The sequence below is a fragment of the Rhodococcus sp. (in: high G+C Gram-positive bacteria) genome, from assembly GCF_049286785.1.
Taxonomy (GTDB): Bacteria; Actinomycetota; Actinomycetes; order Mycobacteriales; family Mycobacteriaceae; genus Rhodococcus_F.
The window spans coordinates 1-11,389 of the sequence record NZ_JBAQEO010000361.1; the positions used below are offsets into that span (position 1 = coordinate 1).

Annotated in this window: 11 protein-coding genes; 3 read left to right on the forward strand and 8 right to left on the reverse strand. The window is 65.7% G+C overall.

What is annotated here, in order from left to right; translation table 11 throughout:
* Nucleotides 1–131: 131 nt before the first annotated feature.
* A complete protein-coding gene (locus WAW17_RS13360) occupies nucleotides 132–563 on the reverse strand; it encodes a DUF5318 domain-containing protein (RefSeq protein ID WP_012690433.1) in 432 nt (143 codons plus the stop codon).
* Nucleotides 564–909: 346 nt separating this feature from the next.
* Here WAW17_RS13360 and WAW17_RS13365 point away from each other — a divergent pair, with 346 nt between their 5' ends.
* The 3 genes from WAW17_RS13365 (at nucleotide 910) to WAW17_RS13375 (ending at nucleotide 3,937) form a co-directional block, all read left to right on the forward strand.
* Nucleotides 910–1,467: a PadR family transcriptional regulator gene (locus tag WAW17_RS13365; protein WP_422333446.1), complete on the forward strand. Its 558-nt coding sequence runs from the start codon at nucleotides 910–912 to the stop codon at nucleotides 1,465–1,467.
* The gene (locus WAW17_RS13370; RefSeq protein WP_422333447.1) at nucleotides 1,460–2,548 is read left to right on the forward strand and encodes an inositol-3-phosphate synthase; all 1,089 of its coding nucleotides are present in this window, start codon (nucleotides 1,460–1,462) and stop codon (nucleotides 2,546–2,548) included. The genes WAW17_RS13365 and WAW17_RS13370 overlap by 8 nt, the downstream gene beginning before the upstream one ends.
* Nucleotides 2,549–2,686: 138 nt before the next feature.
* Nucleotides 2,687–3,937: a T3SS (YopN, CesT) and YbjN peptide-binding chaperone 1 gene (locus WAW17_RS13375; RefSeq protein ID WP_422333448.1), complete on the forward strand. Its 1,251-nt coding sequence runs from the start codon at nucleotides 2,687–2,689 to the stop codon at nucleotides 3,935–3,937.
* Nucleotides 3,938–3,952: 15 nt separating this feature from the next.
* Here WAW17_RS13375 and WAW17_RS13380 read toward each other — a convergent pair whose 3' ends face one another.
* From WAW17_RS13380 to WAW17_RS13410, 7 genes are all read right to left on the reverse strand, one after another.
* Nucleotides 3,953–6,196, reverse strand: a complete 2,244-nt coding sequence (locus WAW17_RS13380) for a transglycosylase domain-containing protein (protein ID WP_422333449.1) — start codon at nucleotides 6,194–6,196, stop codon at nucleotides 3,953–3,955.
* A 131-nt stretch (nucleotides 6,197–6,327) separates the two neighbouring features.
* Complete coding sequence (locus WAW17_RS13385) at nucleotides 6,328–6,519, reverse strand: hypothetical protein (RefSeq protein WP_422333450.1); 192 nt, start codon at nucleotides 6,517–6,519, stop codon at nucleotides 6,328–6,330.
* Nucleotides 6,520–6,525: 6 nt separating this feature from the next.
* Nucleotides 6,526–7,419 (reverse strand): carbohydrate ABC transporter permease, encoded by an 894-nt coding sequence (locus tag WAW17_RS13390; protein WP_422333451.1) that lies wholly within the window; start codon nucleotides 7,417–7,419, stop codon nucleotides 6,526–6,528.
* A complete protein-coding gene (locus WAW17_RS13395; protein ID WP_422333452.1) occupies nucleotides 7,416–8,465 on the reverse strand; it encodes a carbohydrate ABC transporter permease in 1,050 nt (349 codons plus the stop codon). The genes WAW17_RS13390 and WAW17_RS13395 overlap by 4 nt, the downstream gene beginning before the upstream one ends.
* 25 nt (nucleotides 8,466–8,490) lie before the next feature.
* Nucleotides 8,491–9,765, reverse strand: a complete 1,275-nt coding sequence (locus tag WAW17_RS13400) for an ABC transporter substrate-binding protein (protein WP_422333453.1) — start codon at nucleotides 9,763–9,765, stop codon at nucleotides 8,491–8,493.
* Between the two features lie 180 nt (nucleotides 9,766–9,945).
* Nucleotides 9,946–11,019, reverse strand: a complete 1,074-nt coding sequence (locus WAW17_RS13405; protein WP_422333454.1) for an ABC transporter ATP-binding protein — start codon at nucleotides 11,017–11,019, stop codon at nucleotides 9,946–9,948.
* A 57-nt stretch (nucleotides 11,020–11,076) separates the two neighbouring features.
* A partial coding sequence (locus tag WAW17_RS13410) for an inositol monophosphatase family protein (protein ID WP_422333455.1) occupies nucleotides 11,077–11,389 on the reverse strand: 313 nt, incomplete at its 5' end.

The window sequence follows — 11,389 nt, forward strand, 5'->3', positions numbered from 1 at the left end:
CCGTTCGGTCGATCACCCGGGGCGTTGCTGCGGGGGGAACTCACGTACAAATCTCCAGTGGTTGTGGACCGGCTTCAGTCCTGCGTTACGTCTGTGGGCACTCTTCTACCCGCGTCCGTGTTCGGGCGTGTCTACTCGCTCGCGGTGCGACGACTCGGAGGCCGCGGCCGTGGCGACGACCGCCTGGGCCTTTTCGGTGCGGGCACGGTGCCGAGAACATAGGACTGGACCAGATGGTTCCAGCTGCATGTCCGGCACACCTCGACCACGTGAACCGAGAACTCCTCCTGAGTGGACGCGAGACGCACCAACTCTTCGGCTGTACGAGCCGAACCCGACACCGGGCCCAACTTGTCACCGAAGACCCAGGAAACCAGAGTCAACTGCTCCTTGCGGCAGATCGGGCACACCACGTCACTGCCCTTGCCGTGGAACTTTGCGGCACGGAGCAGGTAAGGGCTGGCGTCACAGACCTCCGTGACACCAGTCCTGCCCGAGTAGACCTCGGCCAGGAGAGACCGGCGCTGAAGCGCGTAGTCCACCACCTGCCGCTGTATCCGCACGGAGACCAGAGTACGTGCGTCGCGTCCGGAGAGAAGGGGTCGGTCGAGTGACGCTGGTCAAAGACGGTTACCGAGGCCGGACCGTCCGGGGTGCGCCGGCGCCGCCGGTTCGTAGTCGGTTCGTACGTGGGTTCGTAGTCGGTGCCGCCGGCGCCCGATGTCCCACGGGTCTATGAGGACGGAACCCGTGTGACATTCGGCGACAAGGCGGGGGAGGACGTACGCAGGGTCGTGACCAGCGCTGACTACTTGCATATACATCGGGCAGGCGTATCTTCATATATATCGGTGCGATATAGTTTGGCATCGCATCACACGGTTAGGTTCAGCGACTCAGGGGGTGGACGTGCTCGAACTGGCAATTCTCGGGCTGCTCCACGAATCACCCATGCATGGATACGAGTTACGCAAACGGTTGACGGGACTCCTCGGCGCCTTCCGCGCCTTCTCCTACGGATCCCTCTACCCGGCGCTTCGACGCATGCAGGCAGACGGTTTGATCGCCGAGGACGCAGGTGTCCCGGGCACGGTCAAGCGTCGCGCCCGCCGCGTCTACCAGCTCACACCCCTCGGCAAGGAGCGGTTCAAGGAACTGGTCGCCGATACGGGCCCGCAGAACTACACCGATGACGGTTTCGGTGTTCATCTCGCCTTCTTCAGCCGCACTCCCGCCGAGGCGCGGATGCGGATTCTCGAGGGCAGACGACGCCAGGTCGAGGAGCGCCGGGAGGGGCTTCGCGACGCGATCGGAAGAGCGAGCGGCTCGTTGGATCGCTACACCAAACAACTCCACCAGCTCGGCCTCGAATCCAGCGAGCGTGAAGTCCGCTGGCTCAACGAGATGATCGCCGCCGAGCAATCGACAGCAATACCTAATAAAGAAGGAGAACCCGACCATGGGTGAGAACAGCACCGCGGTGCGCGTGGCCATTGTGGGCGTGGGGAACTGTGCCTCGTCCTTGGTTCAGGGCGTGCAGTACTACAAGGATGCCGACGAAACGACAACCGTGCCCGGCCTCATGCACGTCAAGTTCGGCAAGTACCACGTGCGCGACGTCCAGTTCGTCGCCGCCTTCGACGTCGACGCCAAGAAGGTCGGATTCGACCTCTCCGAGGCCATCTTCGCCAGCGAGAACAACACCATCAAGATCGCCGACGTCCCGCCGGCCAACGTTCCGGTGCTACGCGGCCCCACCCTCGACGGCATCGGCAAGTACTACGCCGAGACCATCGAGATCTCCGACGCCGAGCCCGTCGACGTCGTGAAGGCGTTGAAGGACGCCGAGGTCGACGTGCTGGTCTCGTACCTGCCCGTGGGCTCCGAGGACGCCGACAAGTTCTACGCACAGTGCGCCATCGACGCCGGTGTGGCGTTCGTCAACGCGCTGCCCGTGTTCATCGCGTCCGATCCCGAGTGGGCTGCGAAGTTCAAGGACGCCGGCGTCCCGATCGTCGGTGACGACATCAAGTCGCAGGTCGGCGCCACCATCACCCACCGTGTGATGGCGAAGCTCTTCGAAGACCGCGGCGTGCAGCTCGACCGCACCATGCAGCTCAACGTCGGCGGCAACATGGACTTCAAGAACATGCTCGAACGTGAGCGTCTGGAGTCCAAGAAGATCTCCAAGACCCAAGCCGTGACCTCCAACCTGACCCGCGACCTCGGTGCCGGCAATGTGCACATCGGCCCGTCGGATCACGTCGGCTGGCTCGACGACCGCAAGTGGGCGTACGTCCGCCTCGAGGGCCGCGCTTTCGGTGACGTTCCGCTGAACCTGGAGTACAAGCTCGAGGTCTGGGATTCGCCGAACTCGGCCGGCATCATCATCGACGCCGTCCGCGCAGCCAAGATCGCCCAGGACCGAGGCATCGGTGGACCCGTCTACCCTGCTTCCGCGTACCTGATGAAGTCCCCGCCGGTGCAGATGGCGGACGACAAGGCTCGTGTCGAGCTCGAGGCGTTCATCATCGGAGCGGACGACTAGTCCCACCCCAGCTCCAACCGGGCGAATGTTCCTTTCGGCGCTGTCACAGCGCCGAAAGGTACATTCGCCCTATTTTTGTGGCATACGTGTCGGACCCTGCCTCTACGGTCGCTCTCAGGATTCATCGAGGGAGGCGAGATGTCCGACAACATTTTCGATCGCGAGATCGACAGCGCTTGGGCCGAGTTCCAGGACCGTCTGAGTGAATACGTCCGGACAATGGTGGACGACGACGAACTGGTGCTGCAGCTGCACCACGACAGCACGGACGACGGTCTGGCCGAAACGGCAGCGTGTGTGCGATTCTTCGCATGGGCTGGGAACACGGTGCGGTGCGAGGTTCCGTCCAACCGGTTCCTGCATCCGGCCCGTGCGTTCACCGAGGAAGAGCACGAACGACTGCTCGAGCTCGGCTGGCATCGACCCGACCTGTGTGTCCACGTCGACGAAGGCAATGGTTCGGCGTCGTACTACATCGACGTCGACCGGGAGGACGGCGCACGGCCGGCCTCGATGGCGGTCACCGTGTTCCGGGAGATATGGGACCTCACGCATCCTTCGTTCCTGCTCGCTGTCACGAGTGGCCGTGAGGAGACATCCGGATTCCTGACGACCGCAGCCACTCCCATGCATTCACACCCGGAGTCGGGACTGGGACCGCTCGTCGAAAAAGCTGTCGAAACACTGCTCGGGCAGGCGCCCGAGCGGGATGTGGACGGCGATCTCCTCGTCTGGGTGGGCGAGCTGCCCACATACATCCGTGTGCTCGAGGGTGACAGACGCGTGGAATTCTTCGCGCCGGTGGTGCACACGGTCGGTGACCGCGCCCGCGCAGCCGATGCACTGGTCGAACTCAACAATCATTGGCCCGACCTCAAGTTCCAGCTCGTCGGCGACAACGTCATCGTCGTCATGCGGATCGACGGATCACCTTTCGTCCCCGAACATTTGGGGGCGGTGTTCGGTCACCTCGAGCACTTCGTCGACACCCTCGACGACACCTTTGCCGGCCTGCTCGGCGGCACGCTGACTCTCTCGTCCGACCCTGCCACCGGCACCGGTGAGCACGACTGCGAAGAGTTGCCCGCGGCTCTGATGACGCTGATCCACCTCGACCCGCACGGCGACCTCGAACCCGACGATGTCGTCGAGATCTGCGGGCGCGACCGCAACACGATCCTCGGATTCCTGCGGATCTGTTCGGAACAGGAGATCGAGTGGCACCGCAACGCCGAATTGTCGCGCGGGCACGACGCCGAAGAGGTGGCCATGTGTGAAGGGGAGGCGCAGTCCTGGGGCGCGACGAAGGACAGCCTGCGGGCGGCACTGCGCGCCGTTGTTCTTCCACACCGGGCCCCGCCGGGAAACGGGTTCCCGAACTTCGGCTAGCCGGGCAGGGGATGGCTAGCCGGGTAGGGGAATGACGAGGCCCGGCAGGATCTCGATCTGGTTGGGGACGGGGACCGGCGCCGGACCCGGCGGCTGCACCGGCGCGGCCGGTGATGGAGCCTCTGCCGGACCCGGTGCGGGCTCACCGGGCTGGCCGGTGCCCGTGGTCCCGGCACCCGACCCCGACCCGCTGCTGGACGTTCCGCTCCAGGAGGGGACGCCTGCCTGCCCGCCGATCGGGTCGGGCCAGGGGAACTCTTCCCAGTCGGTGTCCTCGAGGGCGCCGTCCATCGTCTGCTTCCAGATGTCGGAGGGCAGACCCGAACCGTAGATCAACCCACCCCAACTGTTGGTGATTGCCGTGGCATCTGCCTTGCCGATCCACACTGCCGTGGACAACGACGGCGTGTAGCCGACCATCCAGGCATCCTTGTTCTCGCCGGTGTCTCCGAGTTGCGCCGTGCCCGTCTTCGCGGCGGACGCACGGCCACCGGCCAGCGCATGGCCGCGCGAATACGAGGCGACGGGCAGGAGCGCCTGGCTGATGTTGTCGGCCACCGCCGCCTCCAGTCGACGTTCGCCCGGACTCGGCGCCCGGTCCAGCAGCAGGTCACCGTCGGCAGTCACCACCCGCTGCACGAAGTACGGCTGGTGGTAGATGCCGGAGGCGGCGAGCGTCGCATACGCCGACGCCATGTCGATCGGACGCGACAGGTACTGACCGAGCACGATGCCGCCCTCCGGCGCACCGCCGTTCTCACTGAGCGTCATACCCTGCACGCCCGGAACGAACTCCGGGATGCCGGCCCTGTGCGCGGCGTCCGCGATAGCCTGCGGTCCGTCGTCCAGGGACATCATCAGCCGGTAGAAGCTGGTGTTGAGGGAGCGTTTGGTGGCCTCGGCGATGGTGCAGGTCCCACACGACGCGCCCTCGACGTTGCCGATCTGCACGTTGCCTACGGTGAGGGGTGCGCTGCTGAAACGCGCCGACAGGGGAATGCCCTGCTCGAGTGCGGCGGCCAGGCCGAACACCTTGAAGGATGACCCGGTCTGCAACGGGGCCTGCGCGAAGTCGAAGCCGGCGCCGTCCTCACCGCCGTAATACGCGCGCACGCCGCCCGTGCGGGGATCGATCGACACGACGGCAGACCGAAGCCCGGGATCCTCACCCTCCAGGGTGTCGTGCACCGCTTCGATCGCCGACTGCTGCGCCACGGGATCGATCGTGGTGGTGATCTGCAGTCCCTCCGTGTTGAGGGTCTGCTCGCTGATCCCTGCCGCCGACAACTCCCGCAGCACCTGGTTGCGGATCAACCCTTCGGGGCCCGGCGCGGAGTTGGCGTCCGTCGGGCGGTTGGCCGGCGCTGTTGCCGGAAACTCGATGTCAGCGCGGTCCGTGGCGCTGAGCACCCCCATCGACACCATGCCGTCGAGCACGTAGGTCCACCGCGCCTGCAACTGGTCGAGGTTGGCCTCGGGATCGAGGTAGGACGGACTCTGGATCACCGACGCGAGCACCGCGCCCTCGGCCACCGTGAGCTCGCCGAGGGGCTTGTCGAAGTATGCCGTCGATGCCGCCTCGATACCGTAGGCTCCCCGGCCGAAGTAGATGGTGTTCAGGTATGCGGCCAGAATCTCGTCCTTGGACCACTCGCGGGCCATCTTGGTGGAGATGACCAGCTCACGCATCTTTCGCACCACGTTGCGGTCTGCGCCGACCAGCACGTTCTTGACGTACTGCTGGGTGATGGTCGATCCGCCGCCCGCGCTCTCCTTGTTGAGGACGTTGTCCCGGGCTGCGCGTGCGAATCCGGCGATGGAGAAGCCGGGGTTGGAGTAGAAGTTGCGGTCCTCCGCCGAGAGCACGGCGTCGCGGACGTGCTGGGGAACGGCGTCGAGCTCGATCTCGGTGCGGTTGCCCTCGGGGGGAATCACCTTGGTCAGCTCGGACGTGCCGTCGGCCGCGAAGATGGTGGCCACCTGGTTGGTTTTCATGTCCGACGGTCGCGGGACCTCGGCTTGCCCGTAACTGACGAGGAACGCCACCAGGGGAATGACGAGCATCAGCGCGATGACACCGAGGCCCACCCGCCTTACGACCCGCCACCGGCCGCGTTTCCCCTGTCCGCTGGGTGCGGTGCCGGTTTCGGAGGCTGTGCCGATCGGTTCAGTGGTCGCTACGGCCGAGGCGTCTGCGACGGCAGGCGTGCTCTCGGGCACGGACGCGTCGTTGCCCGTCCCGTCGTTGCCAGAACTCACTTACACACTCCCGGTCAGGTCATCCGGTCACGGAGATCATTGCATCCCGCATACGTATGTTAGGTGAAGTCGCACAACGCACTGCCCGGCCGCTACCGCTCAGCAACCTTTCCGACCGGTCGTGAGATGTTTCAGCGCATTCGGCGCCGGGCCAGCAGCGCCATTCCGAACAGCACCAGACACCCGAGCAGCACCAGCGCAGGTGTCACTCCGGGCTCGCCGCGCACCACCTCGACGACCGCCGCGATGAACGCCATCACCGTAAAGAACCCGAGGATGCCGATCAGGACCTCGAGTCGCTGCCGCTTTGCTACCGGATGCATCCTGAGCTAACTCTTCACGCCGCCGGCCGTCAGCCCCGACACGATGCGACGCTGGAACAACAGAACCATGATCACCAGCGGAATGGTGACGATGGTTCCGGCGGCCATGATCGCCGCGTACGGCACCACGTGCGGGTCGTTGCCGGAGAAGCGCGCAATGGCGACGGTGACCGGCTCGGTCGCGTCGCTGGAGAGCTGGCTGGCGAGCAGATACTCGTTGACGGTGGCGATGAAGGCCAGGATTGCGGTGGTGAACAGGGCGGGAGCCGCCAACGGCAGCATCACCAGGCGGAACGCCTGCGCTCGGCTGGCGCCGTCGATGCGGGCCGCCTCTTCGAGTTCCCACGGGAGTTCCTTGAAGAACGAGGTGAGCGTGTAGATGGTGAGCGGCAGGACGAACGAGATGTTCGGGATGATCATCGCCTGGTAGGAGCCGATCCAGCCGATGTCGGTGAAGAGCTGGAACAGTGGGGTGACCAGCGCGACGACGGGGAACATCGAGGCGCCGAGCACGATCCCGACCACCACGTATTTGAATCGGAATTCGATCCGGGCCAGCGCGTAGGCGGTGAAGATACCGACCGCGAGCGCCGCCGCGGTGGTGACTCCGCCGATGATCATGCTGTTGACCACGGCGCGGGTGAAGTTGTTGCCGCTGCTGGTCGAGAGCGCGTTCGAGAAGTTCTCGAACGTGACGTGCGTGGGCCAGGGCGTGGTGTCGAACGTGTAGTCGGGGTCGCGGAAAGCGGTGACCATCATCCAGTAGAACGGGGCGAGGCCCCAGACGAGAATGACGGCCACCCCCACATAGATGCGGGAGTTCTTGAATACGAATCGCTTCGGCTGGGCGCGCTTGACCGCGCCCCTCGGGAATGCCGGCTCCGGGGCACGGTGGGTCACGGATTCGGCCCCTTTCGCTGAGCTTCCTGCGTCTCGACGGCGTTGGCGCCGAGAAATTTCACGAGCACGAATGCCACCGCGAAGATCAGCAGGAACGTGATGGTCGAGAGCGCGGACGCGCTGTTGAACCCTTGCCGCACCTGGTCGACCACCAGAATCGACACGGTCGTGGTTGCCGGGTTGCCGCCGGTGAGGATCGCGGGCAAGTCGTACATGCGCAGCGCGTCCATGGTGCGGAACAGGATCGCGACCATGAGCGCCGGTTTCACCAGCGGCAGCGTGATCTGCGTGAACCGCTGCCACGCCGAGGCGCCATCGACCCGAGCCGCCTCGTACACGTCGTTCGGAATCATCTGCAGTCCGGCGAGGATGAGCAGGGCCATGAACGGTGTGGTCTTCCAGACGTCGGAGACGATCACGGCGAACCGGGCCGGCCACTCGTCCGACGTCCACAGGAGCTGCGTGCCGAGCAGCCGATTCGCGATGCCGTCGTAGGCGAAGATGAAGTACCAGAGCTTGGCGGTGACCGCGGTGGGAATGGCCCAGGGAATCAGGACCGCCGCGCGCAGCAGGGCCCGGCCCTTGAACGTCTTGCCCATGATGATCGCCATCCACAGGCCGATCGCGACCTCGATGCCGACGGTCACGACGGTGAAGAACAGGGTGTTGCCGACGGCCGACCAGAACTGGGAGCCCAGCGTTCCCGGCGGGCACGACATGGTCGTTCCGTTCGGGGAGGTGCAGCGTTGCAGGATCCAGTGCGTGTAGTTCTCGAACCCGGCCCAGCCGCCTTCGACGAACATGCCGGTCGACGGATCGAGGCCGGCGTCCTTCTGGAAGGACATCACGACGGCCCGGACCACCGGGTAGCCGATGACGACGCCCAGCACCGCCATCGTCGGTACGACGAACATCCATGCGCGGCGACCGCTCAGCCCAAAGCGTCGCCGGTTCTCGCTCTTCCCACGCGAACCGCGGCCGGGGTCGGAAACCCCGGCCGCGGGACGGGCCGGCGCCCCACTGGAAGTACCAGTCGGAACGGCCATGTTCACTCCTGTGTTCTACGGACCTCTACGAACCTGCAGACTGGATGCCCGACTGCATGTCGGTGATGGCCTGGTCTACAGACTTCTCACCCTTGATGGCAGCGTAGGCATTGTCCTGCACGGCCTTCGACACCGCCGGGTAGAACGGCGTGACCGGACGCGGAACCGCGTTCTCGATCGACACCTTCAGGGTCGGCATGAAGGGGTACTTCTCGACGATCGCCGGGTCGTCGTACAGGGCGGTACGAACCGGGGGAAGCGAATCCATCGCCATGATGCGCTGCGCCTGCTCGCTCTGCAGGAACGTCAGGAAGTCGCGTGCGGTCGCCTTGTTCTCGGAGAATGCGCTGATCGCAGCGTTGTAGCCACCCAGGGTCGAGGCGCCGATGCCGTCCTTGCCGGGCAGCGGTGCCACACCGAACCTGCCCTTCACCGCGGACGAGTCCTTCTCGGCGGTGGCGTACACGTACGGCCAGTTCCGCAGGAACAGCGCCTTGCCGTCCTCGAAGGCCTTCTGGCTCTCGGGCTCCTTGAACGTGGTGTCCTGGGCCGGGATGTCGCCGTTCTTGAAGCTGTCGACCAGCACCTGCAGTCCGGCGCGCGCCTCCGGGCTGTCAACGGTGGGCGTCTTGCCGTCCTCACCGACGAACGAGCCGCCGAATGCATTGATGACCTCGGCGGTGTTCACCGTCAGGCCCTCGTACGGCGCGAACTGTCCGGCGTAGCAGTCGATGTTGTTGGTCTTGGCCACCTCGCATGCCGCGGTGAGCTCGGTCCATGTCTTGGGAGCCGCGGGCAGCAGGTCGGTGCGGTAGTAGAGCAGGCCGCCGTTGGTGTTCTTCGGCGCCGCGTACTGGGTGCCGTTGTAGGTGGCGCTCTCCACGGTGGCCGGCAGGATGCCGGTGTTGTCGATCGCGAACTCGCCGGACAGCGGCTGCAGCCAGCCCTTGGCCGCGAACTCCGCCGTCCACGGGACGTCGAGTGCGACGACGTCGTAGTCGGACTGCTTGGCCTGCAGGTGCTGAACCAGGTCGTCGTGCGCCTGATCGGCGTCGTTCGACTGCTCCTTGAACGTGACCTGCTCGTCCGGGTGCTCGGCGTTCCACGCGTCGATGATCTGGCGAACCACACCGGTGTCGGTGGTGTCCTTGCCCTCGACGTACGTGATGGGGCCGCGACCGTCGACGTTCTCCGACGACGCGTCGCTGTCACTGTCACTCGAGCACGCGGTGAGCGTGACCAGCGACGCCGCAGTGGCGAACACCGCAGCGCGCCGGACTGCTCTCGAAATCTGAACCATGGAGTCTCCCCGTAGGTAGATGCGGATGAAGCCGCCTCCGGGCGCGGTTTCGCCCAGAACGCACGACGAAACTCACGGCACCGGTGCGGTGTCGGAACATACTGTGGCACGGAACACCCCGGGAGGGACGCATTACCCCCCGACTCGAGTCGGGTGCGTGCCGCTCCGCACCGCGGGCGCCTAGCCGAGCCGGGAACCGTCGGACGCCGAGAACAGATGGATCTGCGACGGGTCCACGTGCAGTCTCACCAGGTCGCCCTTGCTCGGCGGATTGCGCCAGTCGGCCCGGGCCACGAGTTGCTGCGACTCGTCGCCCACGGTGCCGCGGCCGTAGATGTAGGCGTCGGAGCCCAGCTCCTCGACCACGGCCACCTCCATCGGGATACCGGTGGTGGACAGCTCGAGGTGCTCGGGGCGAATACCGACCACCACGTTGGTGTCGGTCGTGTCGGCCCGCAGTCGCCGCGGTAGCGGGATGGTCGCGTCGCCGAGCTGGACGCCGTCGGGGGTGATCGGCAGTGTGAAGAGGTTCATCGACGGTGACCCCATGAAGCCGGCGACGAACACGTTGGCCGGTTTGCTGTACAGGTCGCGGGGGGACGCGCACTGCTGCAGGATGCCGTCCTTCAGCACGGCCACCCGATCACCCATCGTCATCGCCTCGACCTGGTCGTGCGTCACGTACACCATGGTCGTCTCGAGGCGGCGCTGCAGCTGCGCGATCTGGGTGCGGGTCTGCACACGCAGCTTCGCGTCGAGGTTCGACAGCGGCTCGTCCATCAGGAACACCTGCGGCTGCCGGACGATGGCGCGGCCCATCGCGACACGCTGCCGCTGGCCGCCGGAAAGCGCCTTGGGTTTCCGGTCCAGGTACGGCTCGAGGTCGAGCAGCTTGGCCGTCTCTTCGACGCGGGTCCGGATGTCTGCCTTCGACCTGCCGGCGAGCTTGAGTGCGAAGCCCATGTTCTCCGCCACCGACATGTGCGGGTAGAGGGCATAGTTCTGGAACACCATCGCGATGTCGCGTTCCTTGGGTTCCTGCCCGGTGACGTCCCGGTCACCGATGAGGATGCGGCCACTCGAGACGTCCTCGAGTCCCGCCAGCATTCGCAGCGACGTCGACTTGCCGCAGCCCGACGGGCCCACGAGAACCAGGAACTCACCGTCCTCGATCTGCAGATCCAGATTGTCGACGGCCGGTTTGTCCGAGCCGGGGAACAGGCAGGTGGCGCCGTCATAGGTCACTGTGGCCATGAACGTCGAAGTCCCTTCTACCCGAGCGTCGCGCACAGGTGCGAAGAATCTACCTCTTCAGCCCTCCACGACGAGCGCGCGCAGTTCCTCACCGAGCTCCGGGGTGGCGGCGACGATGCCGCTCCAGCGCCGGGTGAGGTCGGTGTCGAATTCGATGGGCCTGCCGTAGGCGTCGAGGACGGCTCCGCCGGATGCCCCGACGAGGACGACGGCGGCGGCGATGTCCATGAGCCGGTGGGTGTCACTTCCGGCGTCGACGAAGGCGTCGACGGCCCCGGTGGCGACGAATGCAGCGTCGATGGTGCTGCAGCTGAGGATGCGGATGCGCGTTGCCTTGCGGGCGACGCGGGACCACGCATCCCAGTTGCGG

Excerpts from the sequence above, each read along its gene's own strand:
- WAW17_RS13370 (WP_422333447.1), top strand. The coding sequence starts at position 1,460 with ATGGGTGAGAACAGCACCGCGGTGCGCGTGGCCATTGTGGGCGTGGGG.
- WAW17_RS13375 (WP_422333448.1), top strand. The coding sequence starts at position 2,687 with ATGTCCGACAACATTTTCGATCGCGAGATCGACAGCGCTTGGGCCGAG.
- WAW17_RS13385 (WP_422333450.1), bottom strand. The coding sequence starts at position 6,519 with ATGCATCCGGTAGCAAAGCGGCAGCGACTCGAGGTCCTGATCGGCATC.
- WAW17_RS13395 (WP_422333452.1), bottom strand. The coding sequence starts at position 8,465 with ATGGCCGTTCCGACTGGTACTTCCAGTGGGGCGCCGGCCCGTCCCGCG.
- WAW17_RS13400 (WP_422333453.1), bottom strand. The coding sequence starts at position 9,765 with ATGGTTCAGATTTCGAGAGCAGTCCGGCGCGCTGCGGTGTTCGCCACT.
- WAW17_RS13405 (WP_422333454.1), bottom strand. The coding sequence starts at position 11,019 with ATGGCCACAGTGACCTATGACGGCGCCACCTGCCTGTTCCCCGGCTCG.